This window comes from Chitinophaga sp. CB10 (assembly GCA_001870995.2).
Classification (GTDB): domain Bacteria; phylum Bacteroidota; class Bacteroidia; order Chitinophagales; family Chitinophagaceae; genus Chitinophaga.
The window spans coordinates 323,995-341,785 of the sequence record MLAV02000005.1 but is presented as its reverse complement, the minus strand read 5'-3'; the positions used below and the strand labels follow the sequence as shown (position 1 = coordinate 341,785).

Sequence of the window (17,791 nt, the reverse complement as noted above, 5' to 3'; positions counted from 1 at the left end):
ATCCTTATTGTGAATTGCTTTCAAATTTCAACTAAGATAATAATTTTTTGAATACTACCAAATTTTTATAAATTATTAACCTCATCATAAAATTTCGCGTCTAATGAAAATAACCCTGGGATTAGATTTAGGAACCAACTCAATCGGATGGTGCGTCCTTGCCTCAGACGAATCAGCCAATAAGCATACCATCTTGGGCGCAGCGCCCCGTATCATACCTATGGATCAGCAGGAGATTGCTGATTTTAATAAAGGGAACCTGGCCTCTGCCACATCTGAAAGGACAAGGCTCAGGAGCGTCCGGCGGCTGCATGAACGCTTTTTGCTTCGGCGGCAGAGGTTACACAGTGTATTGAATATACTTAATTTCCTGCCTGCGCATTATGCCGCTGCGATCGACTTCAACAGGTATCATGGTAAGTTTCTTCCGGGCCAGGAGCCAAAACTTGCCTATAACTTTAATGTAATAACTAACAGGAATGAGTTTTTATTTCGGCAGTCATTCGATGAAATGTTGAAGGAATTAGGCAGGGGGCCGGAAATGCTTGTTCCGTATGACTGGACAATCTACTATTTACGTAAGAAAGCGCTAACCCAGCCTGTTACGAGAGAAGAGCTTGCATGGATCCTGCTGCAATTTAATCAGAAAAGAGGTTATCAGGTGGCAAGGGGTGAAGATATAGAAGCTCCCAGGAAAAAGAGGGAAGAATACATGAAACTAGCCGTTTTGAGGGTAGAGCCCACCGGGGACAGGAAGCAGACAGGGGAAGAGTGGTACAATATCCATCTGGAAAATGGCCTGATCTACAAGCGGGCGAGTAAAATGCCTCCAATGCTGGAAGGAAATATCCTGGAGCTGATTGTAACTACAGATCTGGATGATGCCGGAAATCCTAAGCTGGGTAAGGACGGCCGGATAAAACAAAGCATCAGTGCTCCCAAAGACGATGCCTGGATATTACAAAAGACGAGAGCGGAGCATGATTTGACCCTCAGTGGTAAAACAGCAGGGGCATATATCTTTGACGCACTGGCGAAAAACCCCGATGAAAAAATAAAAGGTAAGCTACTGCGGGTGATTGACCGGAAGTATTATAAGGACGAGCTTTATCAAATTTTGGAGTCGCAGCTTCGCTTTCATCCTGAATTGAGCGATCCCGGCTTGTATGAACGCTCGCTAATGCAGCTCTACCCATCTAACGAAAATCACCGGATAGGGTTACAGCAAAAGGGTTTTATTCATCTGTTAATTGAAGATATTCTGTTTTATCAGAGGAAGTTGAAAAGTAAGAAAGGGCTGATCAGTAACTGCAGGTTTGAAAGCAGGGTATTCAAAAAAGACGATATGCTGGTCAGAGAGCCATTGAAATGTATTCCTAAATCTCATCCGTTATTCCAGGAATTCCGGTTGATAAAGTTTGTTCAGCAGTTGGAGATTTACCAGCGGGAAGTAAATGAAAACGGGAAGTTGGTGTTTGATGTGAAAGTGACGGACCGTTTCCTGCCAACCCCGGCCGAGCGTTTCCAGCTTTTCTTGTGGCTGAATGAAAGAGCCTCCGTCAACCAGGCCGCATTTTTTAAGTACCCGGGGTTTAAGTTGAAAAAGGATGCATCGCTGTATAGATGGAATTATGTGGAGGACCGTGACTATCCCTGTAATGAGACCTATGCGGATATGAGGAGGTATATCTCAAAGCTGGAAGGAGTTGCTGCTGATGTTTTAACTCCTGCATTCCAGGAGTCATTATGGCATATTCTGTATTCTGTGACTGATCCCAGGGAACTACAATCTGCACTGACCAAATTCGCCATTAAAGAGAAATTACCATCGAACTTTGCGGACGTATTTATAAAGTTCCCGCCATTCGAAAATGCATATGGCGCCTATTCCTATAAGGCCACCCGGAAGTTGCTACAATTAATGCGTTGGGGGGATCGCTGGAGTTATGACAGTATCGATGAAAAGACCCGCGGCCGTATAGATAAAATATTAACAGGCGAATATGATGCCGGTATTCGCGATCGTGTGCGTGAAAAGACAATTCAGCTAAAGGAGCACTCCGATTTCCAGGGCCTGCCTGAATGGTTGGCGACTTACATTGTTTATGACCGTCATGCCGAGGCAAAGGATATAAAGGTTTGGACGAAGCTGGAAGATCTTGATAATTTTATCCGGCAGGAATTAAAAATGGGTTCTCTGCGTAATCCCACTGTGGAACGGGTGGTGGCGGAATGCCTTAAAGTGGTCAGGGAATTATGGAAAACTTATGGTTCGCCCGATTCCCGCTTTTTTGATGAAATACATATAGAGCTTGGGCGGGAAATGAAAAATACCAACGAAGACCGCCGCAAGATAACGGAGGCAGCGTTGGCCAATGAGCAAACCAACCTCCGGCTAAAAGCCCTGTTGCAGGAATTGATGAACGATGCTGAAATAGAAAACGTGCGTCCTAACTCTCCTTCTCAGCTGGAAATACTCAAAATTTATGAGGAGGGGGTATTATCAGCGTATGAAAAAAACCTTCCTGACGATATCAGTAAAATATCACGCATGGCCTCCCCGTCCTCATCCCAGCTGGTCAGGTATAAATTGTGGCTGGAGCAGAAGTACAGGTCGCCCTATACCGGGGAAATAATACCGCTTAGTAAGCTGTTTACGCCGGCATATGAAATTGAGCACATACTGCCAAAGAGTCGCTATTACGACGATTCCCTGAACAACAAGGTGATTTGTGAATCAGTGGTGAACGCGGATTATAAGGGCAATCAAACTGCATATGAGTTTATAGCCAGCTCTATGGGCAGAATAGTGACGGAATTATCCGGCCCGGGTAAAACGGTGAAGATACTGGCACTGGAGGAGTATGAAAAGCTGGTTAAGGAGTGCTATGGAAAGAACAGGGGGAAGATGAAGCGGTTGCTTATGGATGATATTCCGGAAGCATTTATCCAGCGTCAGTTAAATGATACCAGGTATATTTCAAGGTATATCCGTGAATTGCTGGGTAACCTCGTTCGCGGGGAGGATGAGCAGGAAGCCATTCCCCGGAATATTGTTACTTGCTCTGGTGGCGTAACGGCTATTTTGCGGCAACAATGGGGATTAAATGATGTGTGGAACAGCATTATTGCACCTCGATTTGAAAGGCTGAATGAGTTGAAAGGAACACCGGGAAAGTATGGAAGCATCAATCCCAGGACAGGTAAGTTTTTGCCAGAGGTTCCTTTGGCGGATCAGGAAGGATTCAACAAGAAAAGAATTGACCATCGCCATCATGCCCTGGATGCGATAATAGTGGCTTGTACCACCAGGGACCATATTAATTATCTGAATAATGAAACGGCTCTGGGCAAGGCAAATAAGGAGGAAAAACAAAAAAAACGGTATGACCTCCGTCAAAAATTATGTTTTAAAAAACCTAATGGAACAGGGCAAGATGGGTATTCCTGGGAGTTCATAAAACCATGGGAAACCTTCACGCAGGATGTAAGGGCAATTTTGGAAAACATGGTGGTCAGCTTCCGCCAGGTAAACCGTGTGATTAACAGAACTGTTAACAGATATACCAAATACGAACGTAATAAGGATGGGCAGTTGGAAAAGGTACTGGCAAGGCAGCATGGTGAAAAGCTATGGGCGGTAAGGAAGCCTTTGCATCAGGATACCATTTACGGCGCGGTTAAGTTAAGAAGTAAGAAGTTAGTCAATTTATCAATTGCAATTGATGATGTTGATATGATAGTAGATAAGCGGATAAGGAGGAAGGTACGAAGTCTGCTGGCATCTGGTAAGGATAAGAAGTCCATTCAAAAAGAGCTGCTGGCGGCTGAGGTTCCCAAAAGAGTTGAGGTGCATTTTTGGGAAGTGGACAAGGCGGGGCAAGGGTCATATGCCGCAAGACGCGTGTCACTAAGTGAGAAGTTTACAGTTAAAAATATAGAGCAGATAACGGATACCGGTATTAAGCAGATACTTAAAAAACATCTGCAATCCTTTGATGAAATAGTGGACGGAAAGTTAACGCAGCATCCGGAACTAGCTTTTTCTGTAGAGGGACTGGATTTACTAAATAGGAACATTATCATCTTGAATGATGGAAAGTTTCATCATCCTATTTATAAAGTGAGACTTTTTGAGGCTCGGGGAAATAAATTTGTGCTTGGCAATAGTGGGGCTAAGAGTAGTAAGCTTGTACAGGCGGAAAAAGGGACAAATTTATATTTTGGCATATATCAACAGGCTGATGGGAAGAGGACTTATTGCACAATCTCTTTGAGTTTAGCTATTGAACGCCTGAAATCCGGTTTGCCACCTGTTCCGGAAACGGATGAGGAGGGAAATATTTTACTGATGAGTTTAACTCCGAACGACCTGGTATATGTACCGACTGAAGAGGAGTTATCCTCCGGACAACCTTTGAAGCTATCTGCGTTAGAGGGTAAGAGTGTTGATCGTATCTATAAGTTCGTAAGCTGTACCGACAAAGAAGCTCATTTTGTTCCCCATTACTATGCGAAGGAGATTATAGAAAATGAAATGGGCAGCAATAATAAAAGTGAGCGGTCACTGGATGGAATCCAGATAAAGTCATGTTGTGTTAAATTAAAGATTAACAGAATTGGCCAATTGGTGAGTGCTACAAAATCTATTCTTTCAGGTAATTAGTTTCTTCAGGCATGTTAAAACGAACTTTGTATTTCGGTAACCCCGCTTATTTGAAAACAAAGGATAACCAGCTGGTCATTGAGCTGGTAGCAAGTGGTGATCGTCACACTGCAGTTATTGAAGATCTGGGGATTGTCATTTTAGACCATCCCCAGATTACAATTACCCAGGCTGTAATTGAGAAATTGCTCCATCATAATGTGGCCTTAATTACATGTAACCATACGCATCATCCTTCCGGCCTGTTACTGAATTTAGAGGGGCATACGTTGCAGAGCCAGCGGTTCCGTTACCAGGTGGAGGCTACGCAGCCCTTGAAAAAACAGCTTTGGCAACAAACAGTAACTGCCAAGGTATTTAATCAATATTGCGTATTGGCAGGTAATGTGGAGGAAAGCAGAATATTACTTGAATATTCGAAATCAGTGAGAAGCGGGGACCCCGATAACATTGAAGCCAAAGCTGCCGTTTTTTACTGGAAGTATATCTTTGGGTTGAAATCCGGCTTTTACCGTGATAGGTTTGGACCTCCTCCTAATTCGCTTCTCAATTACGGCTATGCGGTTTTAAGGGCTTTAGTTGCACGATGCCTGGTTGGCTCAGGTTTATTGCCTACGTTGGGGATTTTTCACAGGAACCAATACAATGCTTATTGTCTTGCAGATGACATCATGGAGCCTTATCGGCCTTTTGTGGATCAACTTGTACTAAGACTACATGATATTAATAATCCCGCCCATGTACTGACAACAGAGCTTAAACGAAGTTTGCTTGAAATACCTGTCCTGGATGTAATGTTGGAAGGGGGAAAGAGCCCATTGGCGATTGCAGTGCAAAAGACTACGGCCAGTCTGGCTAAATGTTTTGATGGAAGTATGAGAAAAATATTATATCCAACTTTCCCTGATGGAAATTTCAAATGACATATTGAATACCAGGCTAAATGCATATCGGATTATGTGGGTACTTGTCTTCTTTGATTTACCAACAGAAACGAAAAAAGAAAAGCGGAACTATATGCTTTTCAGGAAAAACATTCTAAAAGATGGCTTTTCCATGTTTCAGTTTAGTATTTATTTGAGGCATTGTACCAGTAGAGAAAGTGCTGATACGCATGTCCGTAGGGTGAAGCTGATGCTACCTCCAAAAGGGCATGTAGGAATTTTAGTGGTTACGGATAAGCAATTTGGCCAGATGGAGATATTTTCAGGTATTAAGTGTGTAAAGCCGCCGGATACAGTACAACAGCTGGAATTGTTCTGAATTATACTTTTTAGGTAATTATTTTTGGTTTTTTTTCTGATTGAAAAACGCCCAGACCTTTATGTGGTAAAGGTTTGGGCGTTTTCTGTTGTGTTCTACTAAGGTAGAAAGAAAATTTGAAAGCAATTCACAACAGAACTGCTTCACTTCCGGCAGGCCATACAGTTGTGTTCTACTAAGGTAGAAAGAAAATTTGAAAGCAATTCACAACCCGCCATATGTGCTATATGGCACGTATAAGGTTGTGTTCTACTAAGGTAGAAAGAAAATTTGAAAGCAATTCACAACAAAGTCTGCCTGTACTATATATGACATAATGTTGTGTTCTACTAAGGTAGAAAGAAAATTTGAAAGCAATTCACAACCCCACACTGTCAGTTCATCGCTAGTGTAGGGTTGTGTTCTACTAAGGTAGAAAGAAAATTTGAAAGCAATTCACAACGGCGTCAGCAAGGGTTAACTGATAATTATAGTTGTGTTCTACTAAGGTAGAAAGAAAATTTGAAAGCAATTCACAACGGTCATGGCTTGCCTTCCACTACATATATTGTTGTGTTCTACTAAGGTAGAAAGAAAATTTGAAAGCAATTCACAACTGCCTTCGATTACCCCGTATATGTCCGTGTGTTGTGTTCTACTAAGGTAGAAAGAAAATTTGAAAGCAATTCACAACACGAGAAGGGGTGACGAAGAAGATATTTTTGTTGTGTTCTACTAAGGTAGAAAGAAAATTTGAAAGCAATTCACAACTTACTGTGATTAACTCAAATGGGTTCACTGGTTGTGTTCTACTAAGGTAGAAAGAAAATTTGAAAGCAATTCACAACCAGCGAGGCGGGCAGTGGTTACCGTTACCGGTTGTGTTCTACTAAGGTAGAAAGAAAATTTGAAAGCAATTCACAACGCCAGCTGGGATAGAAGAAATAGAAGCAAAGTTGTGTTCTACTAAGGTAGAAAGAAAATTTGAAAGCAATTCACAACTTGACGCCGGATATCCAGCCCGTCACCTGGGTTGTGTTCTACTAAGGTAGAAAGAAAATTTGAAAGCAATTCACAACAGATGCGCTGCGCTATGTTGCGCTGAACAAGTTGTGTTCTACTAAGGTAGAAAGAAAATTTGAAAGCAATTCACAACTTAATTGTTGTAATTATCAAAATCGATCCGGTTGTGTTCTACTAAGGTAGAAAGAAAATTTGAAAGCAATTCACAACACGCAACCACCTGCGCAACAAAATGCGGCGGTTGTGTTCTACTAAGGTAGAAAGAAAATTTGAAAGCAATTCACAACGCGTCACGGCGGTACTTCCTATGATATGCAGTTGTGTTCTACTAAGGTAGAAAGAAAATTTGAAAGCAATTCACAACGCACTGCGAACAGGAGGCCGCGGAGCTGGGGTTGTGTTCTACTAAGGTAGAAAGAAAATTTGAAAGCAATTCACAACGGTAACACTGGCATGGCCGTAAGGCTCGCGGTTGTGTTCTACTAAGGTAGAAAGAAAATTTGAAAGCAATTCACAACGGGTTTCATAGCGGCATTGTGCCACTGTTAGTTGTGTTCTACTAAGGTAGAAAGAAAATTTGAAAGCAATTCACAACCATTGATAATGGCGGAATGCTTGGCGGAGTGTTGTGTTCTACTAAGGTAGAAAGAAAATTTGAAAGCAATTCACAACCCTTATCGGCTGCAGCCTTACGGTTTCCCGGTTGTGTTCTACTAAGGTAGAAAGAAAATTTGAAAGCAATTCACAACGCCCATTACGAACTGCCAGCACATCGTTCTGTTGTGTTCTACTAAGGTAGAAAGAAAATTTGAAAGCAATTCACAACCCGGGAAAGTGCGGGAGCCTCTGCCGGTCAGTTGTGTTCTACTAAGGTAGAAAGAAAATTTGAAAGCAATTCACAACGCTGATGATGTAAAGTTGATCAAAAAATTGGTTGTGTTCTACTAAGGTAGAAAGAAAATTTGAAAGCAATTCACAACGAAGGGTCAAACCGGTATCCCGCACTTTCTGTTGTGTTCTACTAAGGTAGAAAGAAAATTTGAAAGCAATTCACAACACTCGGCGATCAGTTGGGTCACGTTCACCAGTTGTGTTCTACTAAGGTAGAAAGAAAATTTGAAAGCAATTCACAACCTCCATATGGATTTAAAAATAGTGACTTCCGTTGTGTTCTACTAAGGTAGAAAGAAAATTTGAAAGCAATTCACAACTGGCGGAAACATCTACCTTGCCGGCTATATGTTGTGTTCTACTAAGGTAGAAAGAAAATTTGAAAGCAATTCACAACGCGTAGTCATCTCGTTACGACCCATTACCCGTTGTGTTCTACTAAGGTAGAAAGAAAATTTGAAAGCAATTCACAACGTATTACCATTATTATGCGACAGACGGGACGTTGTGTTCTACTAAGGTAGAAAGAAAATTTGAAAGCAATTCACAACCAGTTCAGATTTCATAAGTTCGTATGACTTGTTGTGTTCTACTAAGGTAGAAAGAAAATTTGAAAGCAATTCACAACAATTGGGCTTCCATCAAGGAAATACGTTCAGTTGTGTTCTACTAAGGTAGAAAGAAAATTTGAAAGCAATTCACAACCAGGGAATCTACCAGCCCCGTTGCCACATTGTTGTGTTCTACTAAGGTAGAAAGAAAATTTGAAAGCAATTCACAACGTAGCCGTGGGTGTGCGGCCCTACAACTGGGTTGTGTTCTACTAAGGTAGAAAGAAAATTTGAAAGCAATTCACAACCAGATACAGTGATCATTTCATTCCGAAGTAGTTGTGTTCTACTAAGGTAGAAAGAAAATTTGAAAGCAATTCACAACTCACCACGGACATTTCCACCGACGTGCGGCGTTGTGTTCTACTAAGGTAGAAAGAAAATTTGAAAGCAATTCACAACCGAAAAAACAAAGGATGGAGCTCAGACAATGTTGTGTTCTACTAAGGTAGAAAGAAAATTTGAAAGCAATTCACAACCGTACCATCTGATAGTATTTATGACACCTTGTTGTGTTCTACTAAGGTAGAAAGAAAATTTGAAAGCAATTCACAACAAATTTACATGCAGGAAAATAAGGATAAGAGTTGTGTTCTACTAAGGTAGAAAGAAAATTTGAAAGCAATTCACAACAGAATGCCCTCCGTCTTGCCCGATCAGAAAGTTGTGTTCTACTAAGGTAGAAAGAAAATTTGAAAGCAATTCACAACTATCAGTAGGGGATATCCCGCATGAGAAGAGTTGTGTTCTACTAAGGTAGAAAGAAAATTTGAAAGCAATTCACAACTGAGCGATGGGGACCTATCTATAATGTGAGGTTGTGTTCTACTAAGGTAGAAAGAAAATTTGAAAGCAATTCACAACGATAATTCGAATCATTCTTAACCAACCAGTGTTGTGTTCTACTAAGGTAGAAAGAAAATTTGAAAGCAATTCACAACTAAGGGGTTGGTGTTGGCTTAACCTCCATTGTTGTGTTCTACTAAGGTAGAAAGAAAATTTGAAAGCAATTCACAACACCAGTTAGTATAGGTGCCAATGAAGAAGTGTTGTGTTCTACTAAGGTAGAAAGAAAATTTGAAAGCAATTCACAACTGCATGGTGACTGGTGCGCCAGTAGGGACTGTTGTGTTCTACTAAGGTAGAAAGAAAATTTGAAAGCAATTCACAACTAGATACCCTCAGCGGCCTTTATCAACTCCGTTGTGTTCTACTAAGGTAGAAAGAAAATTTGAAAGCAATTCACAACTTCAGCTGTTGCTCATTCCCACCATTGAAGTTGTGTTCTACTAAGGTAGAAAGAAAATTTGAAAGCAATTCACAACGTATTGGGTTATTCACAGCAGCAAGTTGCTGTTGTGTTCTACTAAGGTAGAAAGAAAATTTGAAAGCAATTCACAACGCATCTTCGCTGCCTCTTCCTTCGTGGAGCGTTGTGTTCTACTAAGGTAGAAAGAAAATTTGAAAGCAATTCACAACTGAAAATACCAGTGGATGTCCACAGGTTGTTGTGTTCTACTAAGGTAGAAAGAAAATTTGAAAGCAATTCACAACCCTGTGAAGGGCAGCGTATGAGTTGTACCCGTTGTGTTCTACTAAGGTAGAAAGAAAATTTGAAAGCAATTCACAACTGCTGCAGTGTTCCTGACCTGAAACTGTATGTTGTGTTCTACTAAGGTAGAAAGAAAATTTGAAAGCAATTCACAACTGCTGCAGTGTTCCTGACCTGAAACTGTGTGTTGTGTTCTACTAAGGTAGAAAGAAAATTTGAAAGCAATTCACAACTGTGGACGGCTTAACTACTAAGGATGCCAAGTTGTGTTCTACTAAGGTAGAAAGAAAATTTGAAAGCAATTCACAACGTTTTGTGCTGAGTATGAGCAAGGGATTCCGTTGTGTTCTACTAAGGTAGAAAGAAAATTTGAAAGCAATTCACAACACAACTTGTCGGGGATTCCCGGATCATTGTGTTGTGTTCTACTAAGGTAGAAAGAAAATTTGAAAGCAATTCACAACTCGGCGCTAATGGGCTTACCTACTCTGTGGGTTGTGTTCTACTAAGGTAGAAAGAAAATTTAAAAGCAATTCACAACCCGCCACCGAGCGACCAAAACAGAAAGGACGTTGTGTTCTACTAGGTAGAAAGCAAATTTGAAAGCAATTCACAACAAACCCCCGCCGGGAGGGATGGTGTTGAAAATCTTGCTCTACTCAGCCATCAAAAAAAATTAATACAATTCACCGCCCCCCATTCCACCCCCGCTATCTAATATATCAACATAATTTCACCTCCCCCCAACACCATACACCCCTCACCTCACCTTCCCCTCATACTCCCTCCTTATCTTCTCCAACCTCCTCTCATACCCCTCCCTGCTCATAAACAACCCCGGATTATACCCCTCCCCCTCATTCCTCAACCGCTGCAAATTAAACTGGCTCGCATGCGCCGCCACCCAAATATCAAACTGCACCTTCGGCATCGTATCCAGCGTATATTTATAATCCGCGCTGATCTCCGGGTAAGCCTTTACCTCCGCAAACTTCTTTTCCGTAATAATCGTCGGGATGTTGGCCAGTAACACTTTATAAGTTTTCCCGCCATCTTTCACCTCCAGTAAAAAACTGCAGGAACCTTTCGTATGGCCGGGATGGTGAAGTACAAGCAGCTTGGTATCTCCCAGGCCTACCACATCCCTGTCATGTAATTCCCTGGATATTTTGACCGGCTTAAACATGCTCACTTTACCACCCAGCTCATAATCCGTTCTGCCGCCGGTTTTTACTACCGAGGCATCGCCGGCGTCCACCATAAATTTCGCGCCGGTCATCTCCTGGATGGCCGCCATTGCGCCTACATGGTCATAATGGGCCTGGTTGGTGAGCAGGATTTTAATGTCGGAAAACTTAAAGCCGAGCGACTCCACATTCTTCTTAATAACCTCCGCGGACGATGCAAGCCCCGTATTCACCAGGAAGTGCCCGGCCGGCGTAGTAATCAGGTAACTCGCCAGGTCGTAGGTGCCCACATAATAAAGATTGCCGACAATGCGGAACGGTTGATACAGCTTGGTCCAGTCCGCATTGGTATTGGCAGGTTCCACTACTTTTTGGGCATGCGCATAAAAGCTGATGCCTGTACACAGCAATGCCGGTACTAATTTCTTAAAGAGGTGCATATGAAAATTTCGGGATGAAGTAATCGATTAATTCGCAAATTAAGGATTATACACATCCGGAAAATAAAAAAGGAGCAGCGGTAAATTTCCGCTGCCCCCCGGCAAAAGAAGATAATTTTATAACGAATAACGGATGGTTACCCCATAGGTCCGCGGATCGCCCAGCACGGCCGCATATTGACCGGCATTGCCGGCGCCCGGCAGCAGCTGCTCGTAGTATTTTTCATCCAGCAGGTTGCGGGACCATACGAATACCGTCAGGCCGCTCGCCGCGCGGAATCCCAGGCGGGCGTTGAGCAAACTGTAATACCCCACCTGCAGATACTGCGAAGGCGACGGGTTGGACGAAAACCTCGAACGGTAAAATCCTTCCAAAGCCAGGAAGTAACTGCCTTTCAGGCTGATCAAGCTTCCCTTCGCCGTCAACTCTCCGCCCAGTGATCCTGCCCATTTGGAAATACCGGGAAGGTCGCCCCCGGAAATATCCTTAAACGTAGGCCCGCCGGTTTCCTCCAGCGGAGGCGGCGCATTGGTGAATTTCACATACTTCCCTTCCGTATAGGCAAGGCCGCCATAAAGGGAAAGGAACTCCCTCACACGCAGGTTGGCATCCACTTCCACGCCGCGTACACGCACCTTTTCAGCATTGGCCAGGTAACCGCGGTTTACTGAAAGGTCCGCTGCCTGCACCTGCGTCTGGTAGTCGGAAATATCTGTATTATATACCGTCAGGTTGACGGTGGAGTAATCAGTAGGCGAAGTCTTCAAACCTACTTCGTAGTGCCGTACGGACTCCGGCTTCACCACCGCCAGCTCCGTCATCACTTTGCCTGACACCGTAGGCAAGCCGCCCAGGTTCAGCCCTACAGGCTTAAAGCCGGTGGAGTAAGTGGCAAAAGCATTAATGCGGTCGTTGGCTTTATAGGAAATCGTTAACTGACCGGAGAAATTCGTATCGTCGATTTTTGACTCGAACGACTGATTCGTGTATATCCCATTTTTGAGGGCCTGCAGCTGCGGATCCTCCGTTTGTAAACCGCCATATACTTCTCTCCTGAAATTAACCTCCTTATTATCATAGTTAAAACGCAAGCCTGGCAGGATGCTGAGATGCTCCGTAATCTTCCAGTCCAGCTGGCCGAAGATAGCGCCACTAAAGGTTTTCAGGTTAGGATAGGAGCGGATTCCAAAACCGTCAAACAGCCCCGGAGTTTTCCACAGGCTGCTGGTGGAGCTTTGGGAAAAACGCCAGGTGTCCTTGCCCGATTCTTCCACATGCGCGCCGTCAGGCCCCAGCTTCTGCCCGAAGGCGAATACCCCGAATACGGCGGATACATTCGGCAACAGGCTGCCGGCCCAGCGTACCTCCTGGGACCATTGCTTGTGTTTCGATGGCGCCTGCGATTTTGCCAGCGCCTGCAAACCGGTGAAATCGCGGTCGTTGGACGGATCCCAGTTCCAGTAACGATATGCCGTCGTAGAAGTCAGCTTACCATTGCCCAGGTGGATATCCACGTTCACGGACGCTCCGCCAAAATCCTGGTTGGAGCGCCATGGCGTATCATGGTCAATCACCCGGTCAAACGGATTCGTGCTGGGCACCTTATAATTCAGGTCCGCAGTAATCGCGGCATATTGCCGGTAGCCCGCACGCAGCGTAGGCGCCGCGCCGGCGTACACCTGTGCATAGCCATCCGGGCGCTGGCGGGTGGCGTCCGCCGCAAAAAGGACTTCCACCTTCTCCGAAGGTTTATACAGCAGTTGAAAGCGCCCCCCAAGGTTATTGAGGTCGTTCACCTTCTTGTCCGTTTTCACATTATAAAGCAGGCCGTCGCGCTGCGTACCCACAAAGGATACACGCGCGGCGAAGTTCTTGCCCAGCGGCCCGGTGATGCTGGTTTTAGCCTGGATATAACCGTAGTTGCCATAGCTCAGCTCAAATGTAGCGCCGGGATCGAACGAAGGCTTCTTGGTCGTGATGTTGAAAGCGCCCGCAGTAGTATTCTTCCCGAATAACGTACCCTGGGGACCGCGCAGTACCTCAATCTGTTCAACATCGAGGAAGTCGATCGTGGTAGCGGCCGTGCGCGCATAGTACACGCCGTCTACATAAAATCCCACTCCCGGGTCAATGCCGTCATTGGTCAGCCCAAACGTAGTTCCCAGGCCGCGGATGCTCAAACCGGTATTCCTCGGGTTGGAAGAATATAACTGCACGGAGGGGATCAGCTCCTTCAGCCGGTTCACGTTAAACGCGCCGGCATCCTCTGCCAGCGTGCCACTCAGCACCGTAATGGGAATCGGAACGTTCTGCAGGGTTTCCTTCCTCCTGCGCGCAGTGATCACTACTTCAGAGAGGAGGTCATTTTTGGCGAGGGTCAGTTCCAGGTCGCCGCCGGAATGCTTTGATACCGGCACTTCCAGCTGCTTGTGGCCAATGAAACTAACCAGCAGGGTTTGCGGCCTGTCCTTTTTTGTCTGGATGCTGAAATGGCCCAGCGAGTCGGAAATGGCATAGGTCGCCGTGCCTCTTACCACAATGGTGGCGCCGGGCAGGGGCGTTCCTTCGCTGTTCTTAATCCGCCCTTTCAGCACCTGTTGCGCCGTGGCAAGGTGCGCCAATAGCAGCACAGGGATGAATAGCTGTAAAAACTTGGTCATGGATTTTACTGATTATAGGTTTTGCGTTGATTTTGATTGCTATCGTTGTTCAGGGTCACGGCGGATTTTCCGCCTTGCTTACGCACAGAATGATTAACCGGGATAAAAGTACAATCTAAAAACAATATATCCTATAGGATTAGTAGAGTAATGTAAAATCGCAATGGGTAACCAAATGAAATTCAGTAATAAAGTGGTGAAAATTTTCTTAATTTTTTAGGGGGAAAGAAATAATGCCGCGGGGAAAGCCGTTTCGTGTACACCCGCTGTCAATACATGGCAGTATGCCATAGGTAACCATCCCGCCGGTAGGATAGCGGTTTAGATCAACCCGCGGCGTCACTTTCGTACATACGCCACCGTTACATCATAAGGCGGACAAAAAAAATCCCGGCAACGCAGGTTGCCGGGATGCAGTTGTGAAATTTACAGCAATTATCTCAGCTTGGTTGCCAGGGAATCCTGCAACTCCTCCGCTGTAGTAGTTTTAGTCATCGTAAAGTTGTTCTGGCTACGCGCAGTTAACCAGCGGCCCAGGTCAGTACTGTACTCGCCGCCGAGTTTGTAAAAATAACCTACATCGGCAGTGTTATAGGACAGGGAGAGGGTGTTGAGCCCTTTCCGGTAGTACTGCTGCGGCGCACGGGAAATCGGATCATTGATATCATAGAAGTCCGTATTGGCAATCGCATAGCCATACTCAGGCGGTCCTGCATCATACAGGCTTCCGCCGGAACTTACAAACAGTACGTCCACCGGGATGGAAGTAGCCGTTACCTTAGTGCCTTCAAAAATCGCAATACCAAAGGCATTACCACTGTTGGCCATCAGGCCGCCGGTTTTAGTACCAAAATCCTGGCCGTCCTTATTTACATAATCATAATTCGCAACCCACTGGTTGGAAGGGATAGCCGTAGAGCCGGAACCATTGATTAATTTATATAAACCGCCAGCATAGCAGTAACTACCTTTTTTAACCACCCCGGATGTCATGTTGATCTTATACGTACGCATATTGCCGGTAGCCCAGCCATTGGCAGGGAAGCCCGTCGGCGTTGAGGCGTTGGCGTTATTGCACACCACCATGCAGAACGGCGTTTTGGAAAAGTCGATATCCTCGGTGGCCAGCATCTGGATGTACTCATAGTTACCGTCCCCACCCTTAACATCGCTGGCAAAGCCGGAAATCACCAACCGGGTTTTTACCACGGTATTGCTCAGGATGTCCATATCGCTTTCCATACGCAGGTGCATACGGGGGGCCAGGCTATCCTTCCCAACGGGCGTATTCAGTACCACGCCGTAGTAGTTGGCTAACAGCGGAATCGCAGCGCCGGCAAAAGCGGCTGATTTTTCCGTCCGCAGGGTCACATGCCCGAACCCATCCGTTACGGATAAATCCCCGGCCATGGTGGCGTTTTCAGGCGGCTTCGGGAAAAAGCTGCCTTTCACCACTACGGTCAGCGTACTCTCAAAGTCCCCCGGAGCAGCCAGGATCTGCGCTGTAGTACCGCGGTTAATCGGGATAGGGCGGCCGGAAGCCACTTTCGTAATCTTGTCGTTGGTAACGCCTTTAATCTGCAGCATACCGTCTACCTTCGTCACTACTGCACCCTCTACATTAATATGAACAGAATCCCCTGATACATATTTGGCAGCGTCCTCTCCCAAAGGAATGGTAATACCCCTTATCTTACCAAGCCTGCGCCCGTCTTCCACAATCAGCGCACCTGCAGGCAGGTTGCCCGCGCGGTGGTCCGATACAACGAGGCCGGCTATACGAAAGGAGCCGCCCATATTGGATTTACTAAGAGTTACATCCTGCCCCTTGTACATCGCCCGGATGTCAAAGATGCTGATGGAAGGGTTGATTTCCCCGCCGGGATAAGTTTCGTCTTTATTACAACCCCAGGTGGTAGCCAGGGCACATAAAACAGCGGAATATATAGCTAACTTCTTCATGAATTACATTTTTAGCACGAACAATGGTATTATGGCTTCTGCCACCATACCTGTGTAGAAATCTGGTCAGGACCCTGAACAGCAATGGCATCCCTGTAATTGGCAGTGTTGGTGGACTGCACAAAAATCGGGTAGGTCATCCTCGCCGGCATCACGCCGCCGTTCTTCAAACCTTGCCCTTTAGGCAGTACAGGATGCCCCGTACGGCGGTATTCAAACCACTGCTGGAAGTCCGTCAGGAACATGCCATAGTATTTCTGCAGGTGAATCCGCTCCATTTTCTGATCCAGCGTTTCGCTGTCTATCCAGGCCATATCGGATTCATTCAGGTAGGTATCCACATCTGTGAATTTCGGCACCCACTGGCTGATACCGTTCAACACGCCATTCTTATAATAAGTGCTGGCAGGCGTTTTCAGCCAGCCTTTGGCAGCGGCTTCCGCAAGGATGAAGCACAGTTCGGAATAGTTCAGGATCATGCCGGTCAATGCCTCGTTCATCAAACTAGGGCCGGTAGAAGTGGCCGTCCAGGAGTTGAAGTAGGTAAGCTTGGTCACGCCCTGGCCTGGTGAATATCCGCTTTCCACCCCTTTAAACATACCCCTGTAAGGGATGATGCCCCACCGGTTGTAGCCATTGGTGCCGTAAGTCGGAATGTCAATACGCGGGTCATTCCAGTTGGCCAGGTGATCAATGAAAAAGCTGCATATCGCCGGCGAACGGAAATCCTGTTCACGGATGGTCAGCAGGGGAGAAGTGAGCGGCCCAACGCCGGTCCAGCGCAGGATCGCTGCATCCGCATTACTGGTCATAATCGGATAGTTGGATGCGTTCACATCTACGATGTCCTTGATCTTCGCAATCGCCTGGTCAGCCACTTCCGCTTTACCGGAAATGCGCAGCAACAGCCGCAGGTAAAGGGAGTTGCCAAACTTTCTCCATTTGCTCACATCGCCGTTATACACCGGGTCGCTGCCGGTGGCAATCGCCTCATTGGCTTTCAGCAGGTTGTTGGCGGAATCCAGCTGCTTGAAGAAATCCAGGTAGATATCTTTCTGCCTGTCAAAAGCCGGGCGGAAGTTGGAACTATCCCTCCCTTCCATTGCATGGAAATAGGGAATGTCGCCATACGTATCCGTCAGCAGGGAGTACAGCCAGGTCTGGCAGATCAGAGAAATACCCTGGTAGGATTTATTCTTTGTCAGCGAATCGGTCGCCGCTTTGTACATCGCTTTAAAATCGTTGATCTGCAGATACCATTGGGTGTAGGTATAGTCCGACCAGGTACTGCGGTAATCGTAACGGAAAACTTTTCCTTCCGCGTCACTCATATCTACCGTCACCTGCATTAACTCGTTATTGAAATTGCGGTTTCTGATCAGGTTGGTAGATACGGAGTTTACCAGGGCTGGCGCCAGCAACTGTGCCGGCAGCGTATTCTGGGTAGCGTTCGGGTCTGTATTCAGGTTCTCGAAATCTTTTGTGCAGGAAGTAAGCATGGAAGTCATCGCCAACGCCGCCACACCTATAGCATATATTATCTTCTTCATTTTGTT

At 45.5% G+C, this 17,791-nt stretch carries 7 protein-coding genes and 1 CRISPR repeat array; of the genes, 3 read left to right on the top strand and 4 right to left on the bottom strand.

Features of this window, described 5'->3' with window-relative positions; all coding sequences use genetic code 11:
• Positions 1–103 precede the first annotated feature (103 nt).
• The 3 genes from cas9 to cas2 are packed head-to-tail and all read left to right on the top strand — an operon-like array spanning position 104 to position 5,929.
• A complete protein-coding gene (gene cas9, locus BOC67_RS10125; protein ID WP_291909957.1) occupies positions 104–4,666 on the top strand; it encodes a type II CRISPR RNA-guided endonuclease Cas9 in 4,563 nt (1,520 codons plus the stop codon).
• An 11-nt stretch (positions 4,667–4,677) separates the two neighbouring features.
• Complete coding sequence (gene cas1 / locus BOC67_RS10120; protein WP_291909955.1) at positions 4,678–5,589, top strand: type II CRISPR-associated endonuclease Cas1; 912 nt, start codon at positions 4,678–4,680, stop codon at positions 5,587–5,589.
• A 34-nt stretch (positions 5,590–5,623) separates the two neighbouring features.
• Complete coding sequence (cas2, locus tag BOC67_RS10115) at positions 5,624–5,929, top strand: CRISPR-associated endonuclease Cas2 (RefSeq protein ID WP_291909953.1); 306 nt, start codon at positions 5,624–5,626, stop codon at positions 5,927–5,929.
• A gap of 87 nt (positions 5,930–6,016) precedes the next feature.
• Positions 6,017–10,602: a CRISPR direct-repeat array (repeat unit 47 nt; unit sequence GTTGTGTTCTACTAAGGTAGAAAGAAAATTTGAAAGCAATTCACAAC).
• A gap of 143 nt (positions 10,603–10,745) precedes the next feature.
• On the opposite strand, the gene bla is transcribed toward cas2, so the two are convergent.
• The 4 genes from bla to BOC67_RS10095 all read right to left on the bottom strand — a co-directional run bounded on the left by bla (position 10,746) and on the right by BOC67_RS10095 (position 17,785).
• Positions 10,746–11,612: a subclass B3 metallo-beta-lactamase gene (gene bla, locus BOC67_RS10110; protein WP_291909952.1), complete on the bottom strand. Its 867-nt coding sequence runs from the start codon at positions 11,610–11,612 to the stop codon at positions 10,746–10,748.
• 117 nt (positions 11,613–11,729) lie between these two features.
• The gene (locus tag BOC67_RS10105) at positions 11,730–14,273 is read right to left on the bottom strand and encodes a TonB-dependent receptor (protein WP_291909951.1); all 2,544 of its coding nucleotides are present in this window, start codon (positions 14,271–14,273) and stop codon (positions 11,730–11,732) included.
• Between the two features lie 435 nt (positions 14,274–14,708).
• On the bottom strand, positions 14,709–16,235 hold the full coding sequence (locus BOC67_RS10100) for a DUF5689 domain-containing protein (RefSeq protein ID WP_291909950.1): 1,527 nt from the start codon (positions 16,233–16,235) through the stop codon (positions 14,709–14,711).
• A 29-nt stretch (positions 16,236–16,264) separates the two neighbouring features.
• Entirely contained in the window at positions 16,265–17,785 is a 1,521-nt protein-coding gene (locus BOC67_RS10095; RefSeq protein WP_291909949.1) for a SusD/RagB family nutrient-binding outer membrane lipoprotein, read from the bottom strand.
• Positions 17,786–17,791 lie beyond the last annotated feature (6 nt).

Excerpts from the sequence above, each read along its gene's own strand:
- cas9 (WP_291909957.1), top strand. The coding sequence starts at position 104 with ATGAAAATAACCCTGGGATTAGATTTAGGAACCAACTCAATCGGATGG.
- cas1 (WP_291909955.1), top strand. The coding sequence starts at position 4,678 with ATGTTAAAACGAACTTTGTATTTCGGTAACCCCGCTTATTTGAAAACA.
- cas2 (WP_291909953.1), top strand. The coding sequence starts at position 5,624 with ATGTGGGTACTTGTCTTCTTTGATTTACCAACAGAAACGAAAAAAGAA.
- bla (WP_291909952.1), bottom strand. The coding sequence starts at position 11,612 with ATGCACCTCTTTAAGAAATTAGTACCGGCATTGCTGTGTACAGGCATC.
- BOC67_RS10105 (WP_291909951.1), bottom strand. The coding sequence starts at position 14,273 with ATGACCAAGTTTTTACAGCTATTCATCCCTGTGCTGCTATTGGCGCAC.
- BOC67_RS10095 (WP_291909949.1), bottom strand. The coding sequence starts at position 17,785 with ATGAAGAAGATAATATATGCTATAGGTGTGGCGGCGTTGGCGATGACT.
- BOC67_RS10100 (WP_291909950.1), bottom strand. The coding sequence starts at position 16,235 with ATGAAGAAGTTAGCTATATATTCCGCTGTTTTATGTGCCCTGGCTACC.